General features: G+C 58.2%; 23 protein-coding genes and 1 pseudogene. 12 read left to right on the forward strand and 12 right to left on the reverse strand.

Annotated features, from left to right (window positions below; genetic code table 11):
• Positions 1-60: 60 nt before the first annotated feature.
• The 3 genes from RAL88_RS18615 to RAL88_RS18625 form a co-directional block, all read right to left on the reverse strand.
• The gene (locus RAL88_RS18615; RefSeq protein ID WP_306265502.1) at positions 61-1,728 is read right to left on the reverse strand and encodes a sulfatase-like hydrolase/transferase; all 1,668 of its coding nucleotides are present in this window, start codon (positions 1,726-1,728) and stop codon (positions 61-63) included.
• A gap of 202 nt (positions 1,729-1,930) precedes the next feature.
• Positions 1,931-2,776: a GNAT family N-acetyltransferase gene (locus tag RAL88_RS18620; RefSeq protein ID WP_306265503.1), complete on the reverse strand. Its 846-nt coding sequence runs from the start codon at positions 2,774-2,776 to the stop codon at positions 1,931-1,933.
• On the reverse strand, positions 2,763-3,806 hold the full coding sequence (locus RAL88_RS18625) for an NAD(P)-dependent oxidoreductase (RefSeq protein WP_306265504.1): 1,044 nt from the start codon (positions 3,804-3,806) through the stop codon (positions 2,763-2,765). The genes RAL88_RS18620 and RAL88_RS18625 overlap by 14 nt, the downstream gene beginning before the upstream one ends.
• Positions 3,807-3,908: 102 nt before the next feature.
• On the opposite strand from RAL88_RS18625, the gene RAL88_RS18630 reads away from it, so the two are divergent.
• The 6 genes from RAL88_RS18630 (at position 3,909) to RAL88_RS18655 (ending at position 10,363) form a co-directional block, all read left to right on the forward strand.
• Positions 3,909-5,396, forward strand: coding sequence for a DUF3604 domain-containing protein (locus RAL88_RS18630; RefSeq protein ID WP_306265505.1), 1,488 nt, complete (start codon positions 3,909-3,911; stop codon positions 5,394-5,396).
• A 10-nt stretch (positions 5,397-5,406) separates the two neighbouring features.
• The gene (locus RAL88_RS18635; RefSeq protein WP_306265507.1) at positions 5,407-6,102 is read left to right on the forward strand and encodes a TetR family transcriptional regulator; all 696 of its coding nucleotides are present in this window, start codon (positions 5,407-5,409) and stop codon (positions 6,100-6,102) included.
• A 153-nt stretch (positions 6,103-6,255) separates the two neighbouring features.
• A complete protein-coding gene (locus tag RAL88_RS18640) occupies positions 6,256-7,206 on the forward strand; it encodes a tripartite tricarboxylate transporter substrate binding protein (protein WP_306265508.1) in 951 nt (316 codons plus the stop codon).
• Positions 7,206-7,706, forward strand: a complete 501-nt coding sequence (locus RAL88_RS18645) for a tripartite tricarboxylate transporter TctB family protein (RefSeq protein WP_306265510.1) — start codon at positions 7,206-7,208, stop codon at positions 7,704-7,706. Before RAL88_RS18640 ends, RAL88_RS18645 begins: the two co-directional genes overlap by 1 nt.
• Positions 7,707-7,712: 6 nt before the next feature.
• A complete protein-coding gene (locus RAL88_RS18650) occupies positions 7,713-9,233 on the forward strand; it encodes a tripartite tricarboxylate transporter permease (RefSeq protein ID WP_306265512.1) in 1,521 nt (506 codons plus the stop codon).
• Positions 9,230-10,363 (forward strand): mandelate racemase/muconate lactonizing enzyme family protein, encoded by a 1,134-nt coding sequence (locus RAL88_RS18655; protein ID WP_306265513.1) that lies wholly within the window; start codon positions 9,230-9,232, stop codon positions 10,361-10,363. The genes RAL88_RS18650 and RAL88_RS18655 overlap by 4 nt, the downstream gene beginning before the upstream one ends.
• 129 nt (positions 10,364-10,492) lie before the next feature.
• Here the strand turns inward: RAL88_RS18655 and RAL88_RS18660 are convergent, their stop codons facing one another.
• Entirely contained in the window at positions 10,493-10,807 is a 315-nt protein-coding gene (locus RAL88_RS18660) for a UxaA family hydrolase (RefSeq protein ID WP_306265515.1), read from the reverse strand.
• Positions 10,804-11,976, reverse strand: a complete 1,173-nt coding sequence (locus tag RAL88_RS18665; protein ID WP_306265517.1) for a UxaA family hydrolase — start codon at positions 11,974-11,976, stop codon at positions 10,804-10,806. Before RAL88_RS18665 ends, RAL88_RS18660 begins: the two co-directional genes overlap by 4 nt.
• A gap of 96 nt (positions 11,977-12,072) precedes the next feature.
• On the opposite strand from RAL88_RS18665, the gene RAL88_RS18670 reads away from it, so the two are divergent.
• Positions 12,073-12,747 carry a GntR family transcriptional regulator gene (locus tag RAL88_RS18670; RefSeq protein WP_306265519.1) on the forward strand — a complete coding sequence of 225 codons (675 nt, stop codon included), beginning with the start codon at positions 12,073-12,075 and terminating at the stop codon, positions 12,745-12,747.
• Between the two features lie 2 nt (positions 12,748-12,749).
• On the opposite strand, the gene RAL88_RS18675 is transcribed toward RAL88_RS18670, so the two are convergent.
• The 4 genes from RAL88_RS18675 to RAL88_RS18690 form a co-directional block, all read right to left on the reverse strand.
• Positions 12,750-13,169 (reverse strand): tripartite tricarboxylate transporter TctB family protein, encoded by a 420-nt coding sequence (locus RAL88_RS18675; protein WP_306265521.1) that lies wholly within the window; start codon positions 13,167-13,169, stop codon positions 12,750-12,752.
• A 2-nt stretch (positions 13,170-13,171) separates the two neighbouring features.
• On the reverse strand, positions 13,172-14,701 hold the full coding sequence (locus RAL88_RS18680; RefSeq protein WP_306265522.1) for a tripartite tricarboxylate transporter permease: 1,530 nt from the start codon (positions 14,699-14,701) through the stop codon (positions 13,172-13,174).
• 79 nt (positions 14,702-14,780) lie between these two features.
• Positions 14,781-15,728, reverse strand: coding sequence for a tripartite tricarboxylate transporter substrate binding protein (locus tag RAL88_RS18685; RefSeq protein ID WP_306265524.1), 948 nt, complete (start codon positions 15,726-15,728; stop codon positions 14,781-14,783).
• A 286-nt stretch (positions 15,729-16,014) separates the two neighbouring features.
• Positions 16,015-17,016, reverse strand: coding sequence for a patatin-like phospholipase family protein (locus RAL88_RS18690; RefSeq protein WP_306265526.1), 1,002 nt, complete (start codon positions 17,014-17,016; stop codon positions 16,015-16,017).
• A 176-nt stretch (positions 17,017-17,192) separates the two neighbouring features.
• Here RAL88_RS18690 and RAL88_RS18695 point away from each other — a divergent pair, with 176 nt between their 5' ends.
• From RAL88_RS18695 to RAL88_RS18715, 5 genes are all read left to right on the forward strand, one after another.
• Positions 17,193-17,333 (forward strand): hypothetical protein, encoded by a 141-nt coding sequence (locus RAL88_RS18695; RefSeq protein WP_306265528.1) that lies wholly within the window; start codon positions 17,193-17,195, stop codon positions 17,331-17,333.
• Positions 17,334-17,557: 224 nt separating this feature from the next.
• Positions 17,558-17,779, forward strand: coding sequence for a hypothetical protein (locus RAL88_RS18700; RefSeq protein ID WP_306265530.1), 222 nt, complete (start codon positions 17,558-17,560; stop codon positions 17,777-17,779).
• 292 nt (positions 17,780-18,071) lie between these two features.
• Complete coding sequence (locus RAL88_RS18705) at positions 18,072-18,767, forward strand: CBS domain-containing protein (RefSeq protein WP_306265531.1); 696 nt, start codon at positions 18,072-18,074, stop codon at positions 18,765-18,767.
• A gap of 59 nt (positions 18,768-18,826) precedes the next feature.
• On the forward strand, positions 18,827-19,480 hold the full coding sequence (locus RAL88_RS18710) for a class I SAM-dependent methyltransferase (RefSeq protein ID WP_306265532.1): 654 nt from the start codon (positions 18,827-18,829) through the stop codon (positions 19,478-19,480).
• A complete protein-coding gene (locus RAL88_RS18715; protein ID WP_306265533.1) occupies positions 19,444-20,184 on the forward strand; it encodes a cyclopropane-fatty-acyl-phospholipid synthase family protein in 741 nt (246 codons plus the stop codon). The genes RAL88_RS18710 and RAL88_RS18715 overlap by 37 nt, the downstream gene beginning before the upstream one ends.
• A 371-nt stretch (positions 20,185-20,555) precedes the next feature.
• Here the strand turns inward: RAL88_RS18715 and RAL88_RS18720 are convergent.
• The 3 genes and pseudogenes from RAL88_RS18720 to RAL88_RS18730 all read right to left on the reverse strand — a co-directional run.
• Positions 20,556-20,960 (reverse strand): annotated as a pseudogene (locus RAL88_RS18720) (transposase); the annotation flags it as partial.
• The gene (locus RAL88_RS18725) at positions 20,945-21,454 is read right to left on the reverse strand and encodes a recombinase family protein (protein ID WP_306265534.1); all 510 of its coding nucleotides are present in this window, start codon (positions 21,452-21,454) and stop codon (positions 20,945-20,947) included. The pseudogene RAL88_RS18720 and the gene RAL88_RS18725, both read right to left, overlap by 16 nt.
• A gap of 914 nt (positions 21,455-22,368) precedes the next feature.
• Positions 22,369-23,184 (reverse strand): IclR family transcriptional regulator, encoded by an 816-nt coding sequence (locus tag RAL88_RS18730; protein WP_306265536.1) that lies wholly within the window; start codon positions 23,182-23,184, stop codon positions 22,369-22,371.
• Positions 23,185-23,229 lie beyond the last annotated feature (45 nt).

Below are 23,229 nucleotides of genomic sequence, written 5' to 3' on the forward strand. Positions count from 1 at the left end.
TTCATCCCAGAACTGGGAGGTTAATGGAAATGTCCCGCGAGTAACGACATATCTACATGATTATTCATTTGCCGGTTTGAATGGCGGTGCTCCTGTTGGCTTGAGGCTGCTGAATGGTTTGCCTGTGGTCTCTTCGTATTCGGCCTCGTCCCAGAATCCCATCAGGATGCCACGTTCTGCTGCGTTTCCTTGCCTTGCCAGGACGTTTGCAGTTGCTGTGATCCGCGTGTGATGTTGCATTGACCAAGACAGGAGAGCCTGTTCCATGTCAGTACGAATCTGCTTGTGTTCGGGTGCGTCACTCCTACCCAAATTGGTGAACTCGTTTGGATCGGATTCAAGGTCAAACAGGATCGGAGGAAAGCCTTCGCAACGGATATATTTCCAGCGCCCGTCAAAAATCATGACCGTGCGAGCATTTTCTTGCGAGACCTTCAGGGTGCGGGCCATTTCAGAGCTGGAATAATCATGCTCGCTTATGGCGTAGCGTCGCGAAAAACCATCTGTTGCATGGAGCAGAGGGGTCAGATCACGGCCTTCAATGACATGTGGTTTGGGCGCGCAGCCCATCGCTGCCATGAAGGTGGGCGCAAGGTCGATCATCTCGACCAACGCGTTGGATGTCGTCCCGCGCGTTTTGTCTGCCTCGAATCGGGGATCTGCGATGATCAGGGGCACTTTCGCCGCGACGTCATGGTAGAAATCCTTGTCACCCATCCAGTGGTCACCCATGTAATCCCCGTGGTCCGAGGTGAAGGCAATGATGGTGTTGTCCGTCAAACCTTTTTCATCCAGCCACGCGAACAGCCGCCCAAGATTGTCGTCCAGTTGTTTGATCAGGCCCATATAGGCCGGGATCACGTGTTCGCGCACGTGGTCCCGGGAAAAGCTGCGGCAAATCCGGGACTGCTGATAGGCGCGCAACAATGGATGATCTGTGTCCCGCTCGGTCGGAGATCTTATCGGGTCCACAATGTGCTCGGGGCCGTACATATCGTGATAGGGCGAAGGCACAATATAGGGCCAATGGGGCTTGATATAGCTCAGGTGACAGAGCCACGGTTTGTCGCTCTCCACCGCCTGTTCCATAAAGTTCATCGCCCGGTTGGTCATGTAGGCCGTTTCCGAGTGTTCTTCGGGCACGTTGGCCGGCAGGCGCGAATTCTTGAGCAGCCATGCCGACATCAAATTGCCATCCGCGTCCAGGCCGGAATTAGCAAAATCCTCCCAAGGATTGTCGGACTTATATCCATGACTGACCAGATAATCGTCATAGGCTGACCATTGCTGGCCGGGACCGTCGGGATGAAGCCCATCGTCCCGTTCAAACGGTTCAAAGCCACATTCGGAAACACGCAATCCGATTTCGCTCGCCGGATCAATACCAAGCCATGCCATGCCCTCACGATCCGCTGTCATATGGGTTTTGCCCACCAGAACCGCCCGCGCGCCTGTTTCGCGCAGATGATCGCCGAGTGTCGGTTCGCCCACGCGCAGCGGTGTGCCGTTCCATGTGGAGCCATGGCTGCGGACGTAGCGTCCGGTATAAGCGGACATGCGCGATGGTCCGCACACTGGCGATTGCACGTAGGTATTGGTAAACCGTACGCCGCGCGCCGCCAGAGCGTCAATATGGGGAGTGTGCAGATGGGGGTGCCCGTAGCAGCTGAGATAGTCGAACCGCAACTGGTCTGCCATGATCCACAACACATTTGGTGTATCAGTCATTCTATGTGCTCTCTTTCTATTGTCGTCTAACGGGGCCGCGCAACATACCCTATTTCCTGTTCAGCAGATTGATAGAAATCGCGATTTCCTGCGCCGAGAATTCAGCCCGTAAAGCATTACACTTCTGCGTCAGCACTGCGGCAACAGTTTGCCACGCCGCGCCGGATCAGGGCGCGGATATCGGCGGACATAGCTTGTCGCACTATCCCAGTTCCGGCCCCGCGATTGCGAACAGCCGGCCTGGATCACCGGCGGGTGTCGGCGCGCCCAGATACATGCGGGTGAATGGCCGCTCGACCACGAAACCCCGAGCCTCCAACAATGCACTGAAACCAGAGTGGGCATCACAGGCGTCGATCACCAACGCCTCGCCGAATTGCGTCAGTGCGGTGTCCAGCAGGCACCCGGCGGTGGCCGTGTCGGTTGCACAAAGCGGGCCGATTTGGCGGGCGTTGCGCCCCATCCGATGCAGCAAAAAGCCGGTGTCACCGGCAATCCAGCCCAAGGGGTCGGTGCGGTTACACAGGTCCTGGATAAGTTTGGGGCGGGGCGCGCCGAAGATCTCTGCATCCAGCGCTGCAATCCGTGCCAGATCGTCTTGCCCTGCGATGTTGACGCCAGCCGCGACCTTGCCAGCGGGCGCACGGGCCGGGCGGCGCCAGCGCGAAATCCGCTCGGTGCCAGTAAATCCGAGGCGTTCATACACCGGCTGTCCCGCAGGTGTCGCGTCCAACCCCGCAACCCGGCTCGCATCGCGCAATTCAGCGATGCAATCGTCCAGCAGTCGGGTTGCGCAGCCGCGTTTGCGCCATTCGTCCGCCACAAGAACCATGCCGATCCAGCCGAGGCTGTTGCCATGAGGCAGGGTCAGAGCGCTTGCGACGATGCGTCCTGTCTCATCGGCCAACCCACGCCCGTTGCCGAGCGCCAACATCATCTTCCAGTCCTGTGGCGTCTGGTTCCAGCCGGCTTCATTGACCAGCGCCATAAGGTCGGGCAGGTCATCCGGCGTCAGCGCGCGCAACGCTGGGGCGTCAATATCTTCCATCCCGGACCTCAAATTTGGTCGGCTTGCCGTGGGTCGGCTTGTCGTGTGTCACCCAATCGGCGGTCCAGCGCATCATCCGGTCGAGTGGCACCCGGGGATAACCGAACAGCCCCAATGCGCGCGCCGAATTGTTGAGCCAGCCGGTCGGTGCCTCTTCCCCGACGATTTTGGCGGGCCGGTCCAGTAACTCGCCGAAACGCTTTGCCGCCCAGCGGATCGAAACCGTCTCGGGACCACTGACGTTCAGGGGGCTTGTGGGTGTCGTGCAATGCGCCAATGCGCGCAGCACCTGCGCGTTGGCGTCGCCCTGCCAGATCATGTTGGCATGACCCGTGGTCACGTCGATCTCTTCGCCCGCCGCGACCTTGCTGGCGATGTCGTGCAGCACACCATAGCGCATGTCGATGGCATAGTTCAGGCGGATCAGCCGTCCCGGCGTACCATGAAGGGCCGAGAAATACTGGAACATCCGCTCGCGTCCGACGCAGGACTGGGCGTATTCGCCAGGCGGATCGGGTGGCACGTCTTCGGTCGAGCCCTGGCTGTCGGTGGGAACGAAGGGATAGACGCAACCGGTAGACATGGCGACGATCCGCGCCTTGGCATAGCGTTCGGCGACGAGAGCGGGCAGGTGCACGTTCATGGCCCATGTCAGGCCGGGATTGTCGTTTGCCCCGAACTTGTGCCCGGCCATGAAAACCACATTGGCAGCATCGGGCAGGGCGGCCAGCGCGTCACGGTCCAACAGATCCGCCGCGATGGTCGAAACACCGTGGGCGTCGAGACGTTTGCGCTCATTTTTGTTCGAGTAACGCGACACCGCATAAACGGTCTTGTCCGGCGCCGCGTTTTGCGCCAGGCGCGCCAGGGTCGGCCCCATCTTGCCCCCTGCACCAAGAATTGCGATATCGCCGTCAAGTTTGGCCAGATCTGCGATCAATCCAGCGTCGGGGACGGTCAGAAACTGCTCCAGCGCCTCTATGTCTTCGAACATATCAGGCAGGGCGATGCCATCTGATTGTGTGTTCATATGATCTCCGCCGCTTGAATGGAAAGGACCAATGCGCTAATTGTGGTCTTTATCAACCATCTGGTTGAAAACTGCCACAGGGCAAGAGGATAGGCAAGCGTCATGACTTCGCAATATCAGATTCTCTATGGTGATATTCACAACCACAATGCGCTTGGTTATGGCGTCGGGTCACTGGAACGGGCCATCGATATCGCGCGTCATCACCTGGACTTCTTTTCGTTCACCGGCCATTCTCATTGGCACGATATGGAACCGATGGAAGGCGGACGCGAGGCGCATTGGCTGAACGGATTCCGCCGGCTGGAAGAGGGCTGGCCCGCCGTCCAGAATCTGATCGCCGATGCGAATGGCGTTGATGATTTCAGCGCTTTTCTGGGGTTTGAGTGGCATTCCAGCACGTTCGGTGACCAATGCGTCGTCTTCCCTGAAGATTACCGCCCGCTGATCCGCCCCAATGACATCGAGACATTGCGCGGGTTCTGCCGGCAAGAGCGCGCGCTCATGATCCCCCATCATCTGGCCTATCCCAAGGGACACCGCGGCGTGAACTGGGATGTCTTCAACTGTGACTGTTCGCCCGTGGTCGAGATTTTTTCGGAACACGGCAATTCCGAAGACGACCGTGGAGCGTTTCCTTTCTTTAACCACTCCATGGGCGGGCGCGAGACGACGAACACGGTCGCCCATGCGCTCGACTCCGGGTTGCGGTTCGGGTTCGTGGCCTCGTCCGACAGCCACAGCGGCTTTCCGGGGGCGCATGGCGAAGGACTGATGGCAGCGCTGGTCAAGGAAAACACACGCGACGCGATTCTGGACGCGATCCGCGCGCGGCGCACTTATGCGCTGACAGGCGATCGGATCGGGATCGACTTTGCCGCCGACGGAGCGCCCATGGGGACGTTCCTTGGCGCACGTGACAGTATCGAGATCGCCTATGATGTACGGGGGCGAGACGAAATGGACGTCGTTGAAATCATCTCGGGCGGCGAGATCGTACATCGCGAATTTGCTCCCCCCGCGCGGCTCGGCGGCGATACCTTTGCCGAACCTGTGCAACTCCGGTTGGAATGGGGCTGGGGGCCATGGGGCGATCTGGCGCTCGAACGAACCTGCGATTGGGAGATGGAAGTCGTGGTACAGGAAGGACGATTACTCAACTTCTGGCCTTGCCTGCAATCGGGGCCATTTGACGAAGATCGTCGTCACCGTATCACACGCAATGGGAGTGACGGTCTTTCGATCCGGTCTTTCACCTCGCGCCGGGATGCTTATCGAGGCAATCCGAACCAGAGCGCGATTTTGGAGATCGCCGGGGATGCGCAGACTAAGGTAGCCCTGTCGCTGCGTCAGCCAGTCGAGCAGAAAAGTGAAATGTCTTTGGCGGATCTCGAATTGACTTCGAAGAATTTTTTTACCGGGCCGTTTCCGAAGGAAGCCTATCAATGGCACCGATTGGTGCCTCTGAACGCCTCACGCATCGCGGGGCGTTGCAACATACCGTTGCAGGGTGGCCAAGGCCATGTTTACCTGCGCGCCCGTCAGGCCAACGGGCAATTGGCATGGGCAAGCCCCGTGTTTGTGGGTTAGAACCGACGTTATGGATGACGAAAGCCCCTCCGTGCCCCCGCGCACCAATTCCGCCGCTTCGGGCCGGGTGCGCGACCCCGAAGGCACCCGCGAGCGGATTCTGGATGCGGCGCGCGATGAGTTCTCGAGCGTGGGGCTGGGTGGCGGGCGTGTCAACATGATCGCCGAGCGCGCAGGGGTGAACAAGCAGCTACTATATTATTACTTCAAGAATAAGGACCGCTTATACGGTGCCGTGCTGGAACGCGCCTATCGCGACATCCGCAAGCGTGAAATGGCGCTTGACCTTGACGAGTTGTCACCGGTAGAGGCGTTGCGCAAATTCATCCACTTCAATTTCGATTACACCGTTGAAAACCGGTATTTTGTCCCTCTGCTGAACGACGAGAACCTGCACAAGGCGCGACACGCCAAGGCAAGCAAGGAAATCCCGGCCTTGCAGGACAGCATGAAGAGTACCCTGGGGCGGGTGATCAGGCGCGGGCTGGACGACGGCAGTTTCCGGCGTGACGCCGATCCGGTCGAACTTTACATCTCGATTGCCTCGCTGTGCTATTTCTTTCTGTCCAACCGCTACACCCTTTCGGTGATCTTTGAATCAGACCTGCTGGAAAGCGACAGGATCGCGGCCCGTCGCACCCATGTGAGCGAGATGATCCTGAGCTACCTGCGTACGGCGCCAGACCTTTCACCGCTGCAAGATTAAGCTTGACACAAACCGGGGGCGCGAGCGTAAACTGGTCTCAACCAAACGGTTGAAAGTGGTCTGACTCCAGGCCGTGCGCCACACGCCGCGCACTTTTGATCGGTGTCCGGCGCAGAACTACACCGCAGAGATTCACCAATGGGAGAAACCAGCATGAAACCGACCACGATGTTCACAAGCGCAATCGCTGCGCTGACAATGGCGACCGGGCTTGCCGGGGCGGCAGCCGCCCAGACTTATCCGGAAAAGCCAATCTCGATGATCGTCACATGGAATCCAGGGGGTAGCACAGACGTGCTTGCGCGTCTGCTGGCCGAGCCGTTAAGCAAGGAGCTTGGCACGCCGGTCGCGGTGACAAACATGGCAGGTGGCGGTGGGTCGCTGGGCACACAAGCCGCACTGGATGCGCCCAAGGACGGCTATACGATCCTTGCCACGACCTCAGGCAACCATGTTCTGACGCCTCTGAAGAACGATGTCGGCTATCGCTATGACGATTTCGAACCAATCGGTCAGCTTGTGGCTGCGTCTATTATTCTTACGGTGCGCGAAGATTCGCCCTGGCAGATGCTGGACGACTTCGTTGAGGCTGCAAAAGCCGAGCCGGGTAAATACCTGTTCGGTGCAGTGCCGGATGTGGCACCGCATTTGACGCTACTCGCTCTGACCGACACCGCAGGGATTGACGTGGTTCATTTACCCCAACAGGGCGGCGCGCCGGGCGCGACAGCGCTTCTTGCTGGCGATATCGACCTGCTTCCCGCCAATGCAGCTACGGTGGCATCCAGCATCAAGGCCGGAAAGATGCGCGGGCTCGCCGTGTTCAGTGCCGAGCGGGACAAAGCATTCCCCGACATCCCGACCGCCAAGGAACAAGGGTACGAGGTTTATGGCAGCCCCTTCGTTGGCCTGGCCGTCGCCAAGGGTGTGCCGGATGATGTACTTAAAACCCTGAGAGCGGCCTTCGACGCCGTTGCACAGGATCCGGAATTCCAAGCGCGTGCGCTCAAGTCGGCATCCGAACTGACCTATTTGCCAGCAGCTGAATTCGGCAAAGTCTGGGAACGCGACTGGAACACCTACGCGCCAATGCTGCAAAAGTGATGGCCGGACCGCACAGCAGAAGACAGCTCGACCCGGACGCGTGGGCGGCGCTGGTTCTTCTTGGCCTCTGTGCGGTCTTCCTCACCAACCTCCTGAGCAGCGACGCTACGGGAGCCTATGTGACCTCGACAACGATGCCCATCGCAGTTGTCGTCGTGATGGCGGGGCTGGCGGTGTTGCTGCTGGGCGGGTCAGTCCTGCGTATGGTCCGAACTGCGCCACAGCAAGAGGCCGCTTCAACAACGCTTGCCGCGCCCGCGCCGGGTCTCGACTGGCGCGTGCCGATGATGGTGGCCTGGCTGGTAGTTTACATAGCCGCACTGCCATGGCTCGGCTATCTGGTAGCCAGCGGGGCGTTCCTGATTGGTGCAGGTCTGCTTTACGGCAACCGTCGCTGGTGGGTGCTGATCGGCTCGGCAGTCGTGTTGCCCGGCCTGTTGCTACTGTTCTTTGAAAAGGTAATGATCGTGCTTCTGCCTGCTGCCAGACTCTGGAACTGACGCGCCATGGATTTCCTGCTTCAGGGGATTCCCGAGGTTGCGTCGATTCAGGTATTCCTGATGCTGTCGCTGGGACTGGTGGTCGGGATTGTTATCGGTTCGATCCCCGGTCTGAACGTGCCGCTGGCGGTGGCCATTGCCCTGCCGATCACATTCAACGTCGAACCCATTGCCGGTCTGGCGATGCTGGTCGGGATCTACAAGGGCGGCACCTATGGCGGGTCGCTGACCGCCGTGCTGATCAATGTGCCCGGTACGCCCGCAGCGGCGGCGACCGCCATTGATGGAAACGAACTGACACGGCAGGGCAAGGCGGGCAAGGCGCTGAAGATGTCGCTCTACGCCTCTGTGATTGCGGAGTTCGTCAGCGATATCGCCCTTATTGCCTTTGCTGTGCCCATGGCAGTCTTCGCCTTGCGCATCGGCCCGCCTGAAAGCTTTTCGCTGGGCATCTTCGCACTGACGCTGGTCGGTGTTTTGTCCCAAGGCAACATGGTCAAGGGCCTGATCGCGGCGGCCATGGGGTTGTTCCTGTCCACCTTCGGCGTTGATCCACTCAGCGGTGAATTCCGGCTGACCTTCGGCTTCCGCCAGCTTTCCGGAGGTTGGTCGTTCATCGCGTTGGTCATTGGCGTGTTCGCCATCGCCGAGGCGCTGAGCATTTTGGAAACGAGCCTGGCGCGCCGTGAGCGCAAGGGCGCACTGAAACTGAGCGATCCCGACCACTGTCTGGATCGCGACGACTGGCGCCGCTCACTTCCGGTGATCGGGCGCTCGTCGCTGATCGGGGTGTTTATCGGGGCAGTTCCTGGACTGGGATCAGCGGTCTCCGCCTATCTGAACTATGGGCTGAGCCGCAGCCTGTCGCGCGAACCTGAACGCTTCGGCAAAGGCGCAATCGAAGGTGTCGCGGCGGCAGAGGCAGGCAACAATGCTGTGACAAGTTCGACCTTCGTGCCACTGCTGACGCTGGGCATTCCGGGCGACGTCATCACAGCGATCATGCTGGGTGCCTTTATCGCTCACGGGCTTATACCCGGTCCCGCATTGTTCGAACAGCAGGGGCCATTCGTCGCCGGGTTCTTCCTGATGATCGTAGCGGCCTCGGCCTTGCATCTGGTGATCGGGCGCCTTGGCATGTACGCATTCATACAAACAGCACGGGTCTCGAACCCAGTGCTGTTTCCGGCCGTTCTGGTGCTGGGCGTGACCGGTATCTTTGTCTCCACAAGCAGTTATTTCGACGTCTATGTCATGGTCGGTTTCGGCGTCATGGGCTATCTGATGAACCGGTTGGGCTTTCCCATCGCGCCGCTTCTGATCGGCTTCATCCTTGGCCCGCTGATCGAGGTTGGGCTGCGTCAGGCGGCGATCATGGGGCGTGGCGATTTGACGATTTTCCTGACCCGGCCCATTTCCGCGATGTTCCTGGCCTGCGCGGTGCTGACCATCGTGGTGGTCGGATGGCGCGAATATGCGGACAGGCGAAAACGGATGGAACGGCAGAAAGAGGAACCGCTGACATGAAGATTGAACGAATTGAGGTGCTGCCGGTGCGTCTGCCGCTGAAAGGCGTGCTGAAACTGGCGCGGGGAGTGTCACGCTCGCTCGATGAGGGCAAGCAGATTGCGCTGGTGAAGATGACCGGCGACGACGGAACCGTGGGTTGGGGAGAGGCGGGACCGAGCAGGCGCTGGTCGGCCGAAACCATCCATTCGGTCACCACAACGATCCGGCACGTTCTGGCACCGGTCTTGATCAGGCGCGACGCCTTTGACATTGCCGGGCTGCATGCCGCGATGGACATGGAGCTAGCCCCCGGGTTCGATCCCGGCCAACCGATTGCGAAGGGCGCGCTGGACATGGCCGCACATGATCTGATTTGCAAGGCGCTGGGGATCAACCTTCAGACATGGCTGGGTGCCAAGCGGGCGGACCGGGTTGAGCTGGCCTATCTCGTCTCGCAACCAGGACCAGAGGAAACCGCCAAGGCAGTTGAAGCCGCACTGGCCGAGGGCTTCCGCGCCTTCAAGGTCAAGGTCGGCAACAGCCCAGCTTTTGATGCCGAAATTGTGCGTACGGTCCATCAGATGGCCCCCGATGCGGTGGTCTGGGTCGATGCCAATCAAGGCTACGATCTGGACAATGCCTTGCGCGCGGCAAAGCTGTTTGAGGCGGAAGGGGTCGAACTTTTCGAACAGCCGATCCCGATGGCGGATATTTACGGATTGAAAAAACTGCTCTCCGCCACGACCATGAACATCGCGCTGGACGAATCCGCCATGGGACTGCCGCTGATCATCGACTTGCTGCGGCGCGATGCTGTCGAGGGACTGGTCTGCAAGGTACAGAAAGTGGGCGGCATCCACTATGCCAGGCAACTCTGCGATCTGGCGCGGAATGCTGGAATGAAGCTGATCGGTTCGGGGCTCATGGACGCGCCCATCGGGTTTGCCGCCTCGGTCCATGTCTTTGCCGCCTATGGCATCGACTATCCCGTCGATCTGAACGGGCCGCAGCATCTGGCCGGAGATTACCTGCGCACACCGCTGCCGCGCGAAGGTCAGGCGGCGCTGGTGCCGCAGACCCCGGGCCTCGGCTGCGACATCGACGAGGACCGCGTGCGTGGCGAGTTGGCGCTGGAGCTGGCGATATAGCTCGCTTCACGGTTAAATTGAACCATTTCCTAAGTGGCATCGGAGACGCTTGAGGTCACGTGTGAGATCTCGAGCTAGCGTCAGCTCTCTTTAAGCTTTCCTTTTAGCGCGTGTCGGGTTGAGGCGACATCAGACCCCCACATCATCTGTCTGGCGGGCGCGAAGGCTGACCAAATTGTGGGTGTGAACCCAGTCGCCAGCCAGGATTGCCTGCGTTGCATTGCCAATGACAATTCCGTTTCGCACCACTGGCTCACCCGGTTGTGTTGGTCTGAGCGACAATTTGTGATAGCAGGGGATATCTTCGCCAGCGGTCACCGACAAAGCTGACCCGGGGCCGGTGATTGTCACCTTTACGCCTGTGCGGATGGATTGAACAACGACAGCAACCGTGTCGTCTGGGTGCAGCCTGACAGCCAGATAGGTCGGTTCATTTGTCGTCACAGAGTTTCTCCAAACCTGGCGATGACCTCGTCGTCTTCGCCGAGAATCTCACCAAAGGTCAGGGCACCTGAAGCGATTTCCATGATCCGCGCGGCAAGCGCGTCGGCGGCGGCGGTCATAGTATCGGGGCGGGCCAACACGTCAGCACAAGTGAAATCGAACTGTTCCGGCAGACGCGCAACGCTTTCGGCGTTCGCGGTAATCTTGAGCGTTGGTGCAAGGCGGTTGACGAAGGAATTGCCTGCACCGGTGGTGAACAACGAAATCTGCGCCCCGGCGGCGACAAGCCCTGTCAGGGATTCCGGTGTGTAGGACGGGCCGTCCATGGCGGCGAGCCCGGGTCCTTGCAGCCGTTCGCCATAGTCGAGAAACGTTGTGATCGGCGCTCTGCCGGTCTTGGCAACACTCCCGATGGCCTTGTCCTCTATTGTGCTGAGGCCAGACGCTATATTGGCCGCATTGGGATTGTTGCCAACAAGGTCCATACCGCTTTCCCTGGCCAATCGTTCCCGTCGCGCCACTGCCTGTTGCACCTGCTCGGCAATTTGCGACTTCGCGGCCCGCTCGATCAGAAATTGCTCACACCCCAGCCATTCCGTTGTCTCACCAAATACACCAGCGCCCCCATCGGCAATAAGCCTGTCCGTCACCAGTCCCACCAAAGGGTTTGCCACCAGACCTGAAGTCGGGTCGGACATTCCGCATTCCAGCGCTATCATCAGTTCACTCCAGGGGAAGTCTTCGCGTTGCTGGCGGGATATCTGTGAAATCAGCTGCGCGCCTTGCCGCACGGCGGCAGACCGGAACGCCAATGCATCGCGCTGCGTGTCATCAAGTGTGACGGCTTTAATCGGGCGATCATCATCGGCCAGCATTTGCAACAGGTCTTCTGCGACCTGACGATGCGCACTGAGAATGAGCACCGCACCGGCATTCGGGTGTCGTGAAATACTCTCAATGGTCTTTGATACGGGTGTCTCTCCGCGACCGTTGATCGCCTTGCCATGGTCCATTGACACCAGCTGGCTGCCAGTCAGATCGCGTGCCACGTGTCGTGCAGACGGCGCTGTCAAACCAGTGAGGTTGAGGATCAGCAGAAAATTGCGAACGCCCGGCCGCCCTTGAGCGCGGCGAAATCCATGAAATATCGGGGTCCAAGCTTGTGTCACTGAAACTTCCTAGATTAAGTACTTGAATGAGATATTAGAAACATCAGATGGCTGGCTCCGTGATCTGCCGCTTTTTGAAACATTGATGGACTCCCGATGACCGATGCCGCCACGCCCAAAGTGACTACTTTGCGCAACCTGGCCCACAACCGGTTCATGGACAGTTTGAAACAAGGTGCGCTTCGGCCAGCTCAGTTGGTCTCCCAGCGGGAGCTGTGTGCGATGCTTGATGTGCCGATGGGGCCGATGCGCGAGGCGCTCAAGAGGCTCGAAGGCGATGGCATCGTCACACTGATTCCGCAGCGCGGGGTCCAGATCCTCCATATCGACGAGAAAACCATCAACGACGCCTTTCAGATGCGTTTGATGGTTGAGATCGACGCTGTCCGTGCCTTTACCGCCGGCGGCGACAAGGCAGTCGCTGCTGACTTGCGCAGGCGGACCGAAGCGGCCAACCAGAGCGACACCGCACATAGCCCGCTTGATCTGAGCGAAATCAATGCCCGAACTGCACTCGACCACGAAATGCACCGGTTGTTTGTTTCGGCGCTGGTGAACGATTTTGCAGACGATTTGTTCGAAAAAGTGCTTGACCGGCTGCAACTGTCGCGGCTGGTATTTCGCCTGCGCAACTATACCGACAGGCGCGCGATCAAAGAGCACCTTGATATTCTCGATCACGTAATTGCAGGCGATGTGGAAGGCGCGGCCGAGGCTATGGAGGTCCACTTGAAAGCATCCTGGAACCGGGCGTTGGGGCTTGCAGACTGACATCAGCGCAGATTGACCCCCAACCAATAGGAAAAGCACAACCAGGTAAAGCCAGTGGTCGCAAGAGTGACACACGCGGCAGTGATCACACCCTTCAGTGTACTTTCCGGCATCAGAAAAACATAGCCGAAAAACAGAAACACCACCGTTGCAGCCAGATAGTTGACCGACATCATCAAACCATAAGCAATCAGGCCAGCGGCTGCGAGCACAATGGTTTTCATGCGGTTTTGCGGAATGCCTGAATCGGTCAGCGGTTGAACAACTGAACGCCCCAGAGCGAATGCAGCCAGTATGCCCGTGAGACCGCTTACAAACAGCGGAAAGGTCCGCGCCGGGGGTTTGATGCCGATGGATTGCACAACCAGAACGCCGCAGAATGCAATGACGATCGCCAGGATGATCTTCTCAAAAACCGCCATCTTCAACTCGACCTCGCAGTCTTGTCCTCGTCGATGCGTCGGGCCATCATGCGTTTTCGCAGCATCAGAAACATCGGTGTTGCGATCGAGAGCAGACATAGGAAAATCAGGACCAGAGAAATCGGCCGCAGCGCAATGCTCCAATAGCTTCCCTGTGCCTGTGCGATAAGCAGTGAACTGGTGAATTCACGCTCGGCGATCGGACCAAGTATCAGACCCAGGCCGATGGGTGCGGCTTCCATTTTGATCAGCCTCAGCGCATACCCGCCGATCCCCATGGCCGTCATGATGGCAACGCCATACATCGAATTTGTCACCGAAAATGCGCCGACCGAAGCAAACACCAGAATCGACGGCGCAAGGTAGGTTCGCGGGATTTTCAACACCAGTGTAGACACCCGGATGATCAGGAAATAGCCCAGAGGGGCAAGCAGGATGCTGGAGATCAGCAGTCCGATCATGAACGACATCGCCACGCCTGATCCGTCGGAAATCAAATTCATGCCAGGTCGCATCCCGAAGGATAACAATGCACCAAGTATGACGGCGGCGTTGACATTGCCAGGAATGCCGAGTGCCATCATCGGAATCAGGCTGCCGCCGACCATGGCATTGTTGGCGACTTCCGAGGCAAACACGCCCTCGATGCGGCCTTTGCCATAGCTGGAACTGTCGCGATCCCAGCGGCGCGTTTCATTATAGGAAATCGTTGATGCAATGGGCCCGCCAGCGCCGGGCAACATGCCAATTAGAACTCCGATGGCCGATGAGCGGATCATGACATCCCAGCGGCGCACCATGCTCCGCAGGACTATGCGCAGCGCATCCTGTTGGCGTCCGATTTCAGGGGCACGGCGCTCGCCGGCCGGGTCGGCAAGACTGGCCAGAACCTGAGCCACGCAAAACAGGCCCAGCAACGCAGGGATCAGGTGAACGCCTGCAATCAGGGAGGACTGGCCGAAAGTGAACCGTGGCGTGCCCCAATAGGAATCCAGACCGATCAGGCTGATCGCGACACCCAATCCACCCCCGGCAAGACCTTTCATAAGGTTGCCTTCAGAGAGTGCCGCGATGGTGGTTAATCCCAGGATCGTCAGCCAGAAATACTCCTGCGGTCCAAATCGCAACGAAAATTCTGCCAATGCCCCAAATGTCAGCATCAGCACCAGCACGCCTGTGATCCCGCCGAACACCGACCCGGCAAGGGCCGCCAGCAGCGCCTCGCGGGCGCGGCCCTGCAAGGTCATCGGAAACCCGTCAAATGTCGTGGGCAGGGATGAAGCTGTGCCGGGTATGTTCAGCAGGATCGCGGAATTCGCGTCGCCATACATTGCGCCCATATAGATCGAGCCGAGCACCAGCAGTCCCATCAATGGGTCCATCGGGTACACAACGGGCAGCAACAGGGAAATCGCCATCACTGAACTGAAGCCCGGCAGCGCACCGATGATCGCGCCAAAGACGGTCGCCAGAATGATCAGCAACAGGACCATCGGATCCATTGCAGCGGCGAGACTTTCGGAAAAGGCCATTGAAATGTGTCTCCGGAGAATGTGTCTCCCGTTTCAGGGCGGCCCGAAAGCAACCGGCCGCCCTGAAAATAATGCAGAACTAGTCGATCAGCTTGTACTTGCGCAGCAGAGCTGAGACGCTTCCTTCCATCGCCATGACGGAGGCTTCCAGAGCTTCGCCGTCCTGCCAGATGGCACCCTGACCTTGCTCGGCTGATGCGGTTATGAAGCCTTCGCTTTCAGTCACCGATTTCAGCGTGTCACGCAGGTAAGTCAGAGCATGATCCGGCAATCCTGCAGGGGCCACGATAATCCGGGCAGTCGCGAGCGAGATCGGAATGCCTTTTTCTGTGAAAGTCGGGACGTCAGCTGCAAAGCTGGACCGCTCTTCAGATGTGACGGCCAGAGCGCGGCCGCTTTCCTGATTGGTGAACAGGCCAAGCCCGATCAATCCAGCGCTCACATGACCGCCGCTGATACGCGCTACAGTGTTGGCACCGCCCTGCGTGGGCACCAGTGTCACTTCGATCTCGGCGCCATCCATCATCTGCAAGGCTGCGATGTGGGCAGCACCCAACGTGCCTGTGATCGCCAGGGTCATGGTTCCCGGTGCTTCCTTCGCTGCGGCGACAAAGTCTTCGAGAGTCTGGTAGGGGCTCGATTCCGGCACCATCAGCACAATTGGGTCAGAATTCACACGGCCGATATAATCGAAACCATCCAGCGAGAATGTGGCCGATCCGGACACCGGCTGAACCACCATATTCGGCAGGTTCACGATGCCAATAGTATAACCATCGGCATCGGCCCGGGCTATGGCGTCCGTTCCCACGGCCCCGGCAGCGCCGGGTTGATATTGAAAGTTGAAGCTTTCGCTGGTCTGTTCCTGCCAGAAGCGATCAACGGTTCTGGCGACACGGTCTGAACCGCCACCAGCACCAAATGGAACTATCAAGGTTATCTGACCATCAGGAAAATCCGCCGCCTGTGCGGCCCACGACCCAAAAAGCGCTGCCACCAGTGCAGCACACCGAACAATTTTTTTCATATCTTCTTACTCCCATATCACTTCGGCGCGATGGCCAAATTCGAAAAATAATATGATAACTCAACTGAGATATCAGTTTAAGTAAAGGGGCATATGAATCTGCAAGCTGTCAAGTGATATGTAAAACTGAGCGGCCTTCAAAATTCAACACTGACGTCAACAGCTATTTGTTGCCTGTTGCTCTGCAACACGAAGAATATCAAGGATGTTGAAAGGGAACCGACATCGCTTTATCACAGCGGGTTGCGGTTCCGCAGCAACCAAATGGCCATGTTCGTATTGCACTTCACTCGTGAGAATGGGGCCCAAGCTTGTGGTGCAGCCGTGCGTCATGGCGCGAAAAATGACCGGTGAACCATTCCTCCAGAACTTCTGTTAGTCGGCGCGCCGAGCGCTCCGAGGTATCGCGCTCGCCATCCATGATGTCGCGAAGCGAATCGATCAGACGCTCATGATCGTGCTTGTGCACGCCGATCTGGTCATAAGCGGCGGCCCGCATCTGATGCTCCTCATGCGCGAAATGCGCCGAAATGGACCGTAGCAGATCGCCGAACGCCCGGTCGATATCCCAGATCGACGCCGGCATCTTGCCGCGTGCGTTGAACAGATCGACCTGAAAGATACACAGATCTTCGGCGGACCGTTCGTCATAGACATATTGCAGCGGCGTATTGGAAACCAGACCGCCGTCCCAGTAGAGCGCGCCGTCGATCTCGACAGCGGGAAACCCCGGCGGCAGAGCGCCGCTGGCCATGATATGATCGGGCGTGATCGTCTGTTTCGCGCTGTCGAACCACGTCATGTTGCCGGTCTCGACATTGACCGCGCCGATGCAAAGGCGGACCGGACCGGCGTTGAGATAGTCGAAATCCGCAAGCTCCAGCAGGGTTTCGCGTAGCGGCGAGGTGTCATAGAAACTATTGGCACCGATGCTTCCGGCGGGCATCATCGCAGCCGGCGGAAAGCGTGGCGAAAAGAACCCCGGCACGCCCTGCGCCATCGTCGCGCTTGCGCTTAGTTCATTGGCAAACCCGCGCGGGATCAGGCCCGTCAGGAAAGGCATGGCACCACCGCTGGACGACACCAGATCCCAGAAGGCCCGAAGCCTCTCGACACGGCGGTCGGGCGGATTTCCCGCGATCAGCGCGGCATTGATCGCACCGATAGAGACGCCCACCACCCATTCCGTTCGCCGCCCGCTGGCAAATAGCGCCTCGAAGGCGCCAGCCTGGTAGGCTCCGAGCGCGCCACCGCCCTGCAGCACCAGCACGTTTTTTTCGGTTTCCATGGGATAATGCACTCCACGCGATCATTGTGATTACATCTTCAAGTTATTGAGCGGCAGGCAATATCAAGTGATACGCTAGGTACACGGCCAATTCTTACTGCGGGTCCTGAATTATCGATCCAAATTCATACATTTTAACAATGTTGTTTTGCACACTAAACTACAAGGTCGCCGCAATGACCAACACGACGTCTCCACCAGATATGCCGGATATGCCAGACTTTCACGACACTGAGATCGTGACTGCGCCGGTCCGCAACGGCAATCCGTTTCTGACGTATCAGGCTCGCCGTTTGCATGAATTGTCCGAAGTATAGTTGCAACGATTACGCCTGCCATTCGGACAAAATGCACATTCTGACCAGGATTGGTGCGAACTGAGATCCTCCGATAATCGGTGATCCGAGCGATCGCAGGTGATCGCGCCAGATCCTGCGCTACAGTAATGTTCTCGGATGAACAGCGTCTCCAATATATTCGCCCCAGGTAAGCATCTTGATCGGTGTGCCCGCGCGGAGCGATATTTGTCAGAGAGTGTGCGATGCAATGGATTGTTGACAACTGGTTTCTGGTCCTGCTGATCGGAGGATTTATCGTGATGCATCTGTTTCATGGTCACGGCGGCGGTCACAGAAATGGATCGCGCCATCGCGAGCCCGAAGACCAACGCGACCAGGATCTACACGAAGATCAGAGGCGCTCTAACACCGACGAGACTGCGGCCGATCCGAACGCTGACCCACCGCGTGACGAGCAGCGCTGAGGGGCGGCGGGATGCTCAGGTACAGCAAGGACGTAGACGACAGAAGCATAGCATGAACCTCGACATGCGCCGACTGGTGAAACGGGATGCCAGGGAACTGGGCCTACCGGCTTTCGCTGCCCAGGCACCTGTTGCTTCCGTTCGCTCGGCGCCGGTATCGCGCGCCGTTGGCCGATCCAAGCTGCAGCCATGCCGACTGCGAATGAGTCTGGTGCACGCACGACGAGCACGAAAGCACGGTCGCCGTTGCGCCGTGATCCAAGAGCGAAAACTGAGACGAAAGGAAATTGCCATGTTGGTCAAAGACGTCATGACGAAAAAGGTCGTCACCGTGACACCCGAAACCCGGATTGAGGAAATTGTCCGCCTGTTTCTCAAACACCATATCAGCGGCGTACCCGTAGTGGATGAGGCGGGTGCCGTCGCAGGACTGGTCAGCGAGGGTGATCTGATGCGCCGGGTCGCCGATGCCGATGCGCCGCGCCGGTCCTGGTGGCTTGAACTTTTCGCTGGTGACGGGACCAGCGCAGCCGACTATGTGAAAGCCCACGGTCGGCAGGCCCGTGATGTGATGACGCGCGAAATGATCACCCTGCCAGAGGACACGCCGGTCGGCCGTGCGGCGGCGGTGCTTGAAAAACACCGGATCAAGCGGATTCCGGTTCTGCGCGACGGCAAGCTTGTCGGGATCGTCAGCCGGAGCAACCTGTTGCAGGGCCTGTCGGTGGCTTCTGTCATTCCCGAGCCCAGCGCCGATGAGCGCGTGATACGGGCCCGCATCCTTGAGGCTTTGGCTGACGTGCCGGGAATTCAGGTGTCTTTGGTCAATGTGGTGGTCAACGACGGCGTCGCCAGCATTTACGGCATGGTCGAAAACGATTTCGAGGCCAACACCATCCGCTTGGCCGCCGAAGAGGCCGTGGGCGAAGGTAAGGTCGACATCCAGTTGGGCCGCCTTCCGGCGTGGGGCTACGGCTATGGCATTTGACGCTTAAAACTACTGTGTTCCGCCGAAATATGCTGGTTTTTAAAAAGTGAGATTATGTAATGACGATGACTTCACAAAGCCCGTCAGTGTCCCGGCCGCTCGGGCGCCGCACCTGGTTTTCCGAAGCGGTGCTAAAAACCGCTTTGGCGCGGATCATCCGGAACGGAACGATGACTCTGCGGCTGCCCGATGGCCGTAGTCTGAGCTTTGGCAGCGGCAATCCCGTGGTTGTCGCCAAGATACAGGACTGGAAAACCTTGCGCCGGCTTGCGTTCAATCCCGATCTGGCATTGGGCGAGGCCTATATGGATGGCACACTGAATGTGACGCAGGGCGATATCTATGACTTTCTCGCGCTCTGGCTTGGCAATATCGGGCTGGGCCGCGGCCACTGGCTGCGGCAGATGCAGCAGCGCCTGCGCTGGCTGGGTCGGCGATTCACGATGTACAATCCGATTGGTCGCGCGCAACGGAACGTGGCACATCATTACGACCTGTCGGATGATCTTTACGAGCTGTTTCTCGATGCCGAACGGCAGTATTCCTGTGCCTTGTACGAGACCCCGCAGGACAGTCTGGAAGAAGCACAAGCCCGCAAGATGCGCCATATCGCTGCTAAGCTGCGGCTGGAAGAAGGGCTGAAGGTGCTGGACGCCGGCTCGGGCTGGCGTTGTCATTGGTCAGGGTCTCCGGTGCCGATGTCACCGGTGTGACACTGTCGGTCGAACAGCAACGTTATGCCCAAGCGCGCGCCGCACGCGAGGGACTATCAAATGCTGTCCGCTTCCTGCTCGAGGATTATCGACTGGAAAGCGGCCGCTACGACCGTATCGTCTCGGTCGGCATGTTCGAGCATGTCGGCGCCGGGCATTACCGTGAGTATTTCGAAAAACTGGCCGACCTTCTGGACGAAGACGGGGTCGCGTTGGTTCATACGATCGGCAGTGTCGGCGAGCCTGCCGCTCCGCATCCCTGGATCCGCAGATACATATTTCCCGGGGGATATATTCCGACTTTGTCGGAAATTACTCCTGAAATCGAAAGAAGCAGACTGATCGTCACCGATCTTGAAATCTTGCGGCTGCATTACGCCGAAACGCTGAAGGCATGGCGAGAGCGCTTCATGGCCAATCGTGACAGGGCCGTCGAAATTTACGACGAGCGCTTCTGCCGGATGTGGGAATTCTACCTGGCAGCCTGTGAAGCCGGATTTCGTCACAACGGCCTTGTTGTGTTTCAGCTTCAGCTAGCAAAAAAGGTGACGGCTTTGCCGATTATGCGGGACTATATCGCGGAAGACGAGAGCAGGATGATGACGCAGTCACGCGACAGAGCTGACAAAGTCGTCGGGGCGCCCTTTATGCAATGGCAAAGTTCCCGGGCTATCGTAGCTGAAGGGCCGGCTCCGGTTAGTTGAGATTGGGTCCCGCGAGCACCACAATGGCGGCTACAGGGTTGCCGCAGTTTAAGGCCTAAAACAAGGCCCGGAATGTTGTCACTTGGCCACAGGCATTCTAAAGATGCTGATCAATCTCAAAGACCAGTTCAGCCGCTCGTTGGGCTGGTACGGACGCATACTGACCCTCCATAGCAAGAGTGACCGCATCTGCCATGATGCAGGGAACTGATCATCTGATTTGGCGAAGGCCGCTGGAATCTGTTCCCGGGTCGTGTCCTTCTTGCATCCAGCTGAGCTTGCGTGGGCCGGGAAGTCGAGGGGAAATTGCAAATCTTCCGGGCCACCGCACGGTTTTGGTGCGGATTCAATACCTGTAAAATGAGCTCTATGAGTCCTACCATTACCGGCACCTCGCGCGATGCCAGCGTGACCGAGACCAGAGACTGGAAGTTGGCAGTCTTTCCAAGAGCGGAGGAATATTGTGGTGCAACGCCAACCGAGTAACAGCCTTTCTTCGGCAATGCGGTGTCGTCAATGATTAGCCAGGCACTGTCGCCGCCAACCAATTTGTCAGCCTCGGCGAGTAGCGTCGCTTCGAGCTGGGCTGCATCCCAAACGCTGCTTCCGATGAAATGTTGAAGCTGGTGATAGCTCACGCCGCTATTACGTGCCGCCATCGGCTGAATGCTCTTGCGATCGCCAAGATCGATCAGCCCCGCAACATAGGCAGGACACATCCGTGCCCGCATCTTGTGCCGCAGCGCTGCGGAAAACGGCGTCACCCAGCGCTCCAGATCAGCTTTTGAGCATGCTTGATCTGTGCGGCAGTGAGGGAAAGGGGACGCCCAACACCCACCCCACGACTTCGCACCGCCTTGAGGCCTGCCTGCGTCCGCTCGACGATCAATGACCGTTCAAATTCGGCCAGAGCCCCCATGAGATGGAAGGTGAGGCGACCTTGCGCCGTTGTTGTGTCGATGCCTTCGGTCAGGCTGTGCAGGTGAGCGCCCTTGGCTTCGAGATCGCGCACGACCTCGATCAGATGGGGTAGGGAGCGCCCGAGGCGATCCAGCCGCCAGACCGTGAGCACGTCACCCGCTTGCAGACTTGCTAACAGCTTGTCGAGTTTCGGGCGCTTGGCCGAGGCTCCCGACACTTGGTCAGTGACAATTTTTTCGAATCCCGCAAACTTAAGGTGTCGCGCTGCGAGTTGGCGTTTTGATCGACGGTTGAAACGCGGGCATATCCGATTTTCATGCAGATATTTAGCGACAGGGTTTCGCGACAAGAGTTATGACTGAATCTGGTGTTTTGGGGATTTGAAGGTTGGCGGCGTATCTGATTGGTTTGTTGTTGCAAGACTTCAACATTAACAGGATCCCCAAACGCCTATAGGTCTCCCAGCACGCGAAAATCCGGTCGCATTAAACCAGATCAAGTTCGCAAGGACAGGTTGGTCGTTTTCCATCCTGAAGCTGGTTTCTTCTGCCAGTGTTTCCCTGTTCGCCTCAAATAATACCTTGTTATTCGACAAAAATTCCCTGTTAATTCGGCTAGGGAATTCAACAGTAAGTAGCTGATTTATAGCCATAAATCAGGGACGTAGGCGCGAGAAATGGCGAAAATAGCGTGATTTCCCTGTTGATTTCCCTGTTTTCAGGGAAATGTCGCTCAGACTGGTCAGCTCCGGACTGCCTGCACAGCCACCACCCAAAACATATTCAGTACAATGGAAATTTATCGGATTTCGGCCGTGTTTCCGGGGGCATTCTCAGGTGTCAGCTTGCCCCAGACGGCCGGTCTGCGCACATGCTGGCAGATTCTGCCAAAAGTCTGGGAACCGCTTTTAGACGCTAGCAGTTTGAGGCTGGTAGTATCAGGACACGCTGCTTGAATATCGTAAAGGTTTGAAGGGGTTTCGGGACGGTCAGAGGGTTTGAAACAGGTTACGCTGTTCCTTGCAAATTGGCGGGACCGAATGGCGGGCAGGCCATTCAGACGTCAGGCCGGAAGCATGGCCTTGTTCGCATTGATGAACCAGAAATCTTCCCTTATGCAATTCGGATAATTTGTCCCATAGGCGCTGACGTTAGACAGCTTGCATCAACAAACGACTCTCAACGAAGATCAATTCTTATTTGATACGGTCAGTTTATATACAAGACGGTTGTTTCAATTCGGAACCTCGGGCCGGCATCGCGATCAGAGTTGCAATTCGCTTTCGGCGGCGCTGCCCTGCAGTCTGACATGAGGAGAATAGGCTTCCAGCTCGGTGGCAATTTCCGCGCAGGCGCGGGTCTGACGCGCCAGGATTGCTTCAAAATTCTGCTTGGCATCGCGCCGGCTGACGGCGACGACGGTGATGCAGGCCAGCGCCTCGCCCTTGTTGGACAGGATCGGGCTGCAGATGTCGGTGACGCCGACAATGTCTCGGCTTTCATGGACGATGGATCCGGTTTCGAGCACCTCCGTCAGTTCCGCCCACAGGCTGGTCCTGTCCGGCGGGCGGTTCATCAGGGTCAGGCTTTCGGTCATCATGCGGTTGCGCACCGTCTCGGACTGGAACGCCATCAGCACCAGCCCGGAATGAGAATCGGCCAACGGCCGGTGATAACCCAGCTTGAGGGAAAAGTTCATGTCGGCACCGCCGGAACTGGCGGCGAGGATGACGGCTTCGCCGCGATTGGGCACAACCAGATGCGCCGCCTGGTGCACCTCTTCGGCAAAATGCTCGATTATCGGGGCGGCGACGCTCACCAGATTGCGGGCGCGGGCCGTCTGCATGCCGAGGGCGAACAGCTTGTTGGAGAGGCTGAGAAATTCGGTGCTGGGGTCGCGGAAAATATAGCCGCGCCCAAGCAGCACATGGACCATGCGGAAGATTTCCGCCTTGGAGCGCCCCAGTTCGGCGGCGATTTGCCTTGTTCCCATCGGCTGGCCTTCGCGGGCCAGCAGTTCCAGAATGTCCAGACCCTTTTCCAGAGCCGGAGCGGCATAGGTGGCTTGTCCATCGCTCATGGCAGTGCTCACTTCATTGGCAATTCTTGACTTCATATATATATA

This window comes from Pararhizobium sp. IMCC3301 (assembly GCF_030758315.1).
GTDB lineage: Bacteria > Pseudomonadota > Alphaproteobacteria > Rhizobiales.

Coding starts and splice junctions, on each gene's coding strand:
- RAL88_RS18730 (WP_306265536.1), bottom strand. CDS start 23,184: ATGAGCGATGGACAAGCCACCTATGCCGCTCCGGCTCTGGAAAAGGGT.
- RAL88_RS18615 (WP_306265502.1), bottom strand. CDS start 1,728: ATGACTGATACACCAAATGTGTTGTGGATCATGGCAGACCAGTTGCGG.
- RAL88_RS18690 (WP_306265526.1), bottom strand. CDS start 17,016: ATGGAAACCGAAAAAAACGTGCTGGTGCTGCAGGGCGGTGGCGCGCTC.
- RAL88_RS18695 (WP_306265528.1), top strand. CDS start 17,193: ATGACCAACACGACGTCTCCACCAGATATGCCGGATATGCCAGACTTT.
- RAL88_RS18655 (WP_306265513.1), top strand. CDS start 9,230: ATGAAGATTGAACGAATTGAGGTGCTGCCGGTGCGTCTGCCGCTGAAA.
- RAL88_RS18700 (WP_306265530.1), top strand. CDS start 17,558: ATGCAATGGATTGTTGACAACTGGTTTCTGGTCCTGCTGATCGGAGGA.
- RAL88_RS18675 (WP_306265521.1), bottom strand. CDS start 13,169: ATGGCGGTTTTTGAGAAGATCATCCTGGCGATCGTCATTGCATTCTGC.
- RAL88_RS18630 (WP_306265505.1), top strand. CDS start 3,909: ATGACTTCGCAATATCAGATTCTCTATGGTGATATTCACAACCACAAT.
- RAL88_RS18680 (WP_306265522.1), bottom strand. CDS start 14,701: ATGGCCTTTTCCGAAAGTCTCGCCGCTGCAATGGATCCGATGGTCCTG.
- RAL88_RS18645 (WP_306265510.1), top strand. CDS start 7,206: ATGGCCGGACCGCACAGCAGAAGACAGCTCGACCCGGACGCGTGGGCG.
- RAL88_RS18685 (WP_306265524.1), bottom strand. CDS start 15,728: ATGAAAAAAATTGTTCGGTGTGCTGCACTGGTGGCAGCGCTTTTTGGG.
- RAL88_RS18670 (WP_306265519.1), top strand. CDS start 12,073: ATGACCGATGCCGCCACGCCCAAAGTGACTACTTTGCGCAACCTGGCC.
- RAL88_RS18650 (WP_306265512.1), top strand. CDS start 7,713: ATGGATTTCCTGCTTCAGGGGATTCCCGAGGTTGCGTCGATTCAGGTA.
- RAL88_RS18710 (WP_306265532.1), top strand. CDS start 18,827: ATGACGATGACTTCACAAAGCCCGTCAGTGTCCCGGCCGCTCGGGCGC.
- RAL88_RS18635 (WP_306265507.1), top strand. CDS start 5,407: ATGGATGACGAAAGCCCCTCCGTGCCCCCGCGCACCAATTCCGCCGCT.
- RAL88_RS18705 (WP_306265531.1), top strand. CDS start 18,072: ATGTTGGTCAAAGACGTCATGACGAAAAAGGTCGTCACCGTGACACCC.
- RAL88_RS18625 (WP_306265504.1), bottom strand. CDS start 3,806: ATGAACACACAATCAGATGGCATCGCCCTGCCTGATATGTTCGAAGAC.
- RAL88_RS18620 (WP_306265503.1), bottom strand. CDS start 2,776: ATGGAAGATATTGACGCCCCAGCGTTGCGCGCGCTGACGCCGGATGAC.
- RAL88_RS18640 (WP_306265508.1), top strand. CDS start 6,256: ATGAAACCGACCACGATGTTCACAAGCGCAATCGCTGCGCTGACAATG.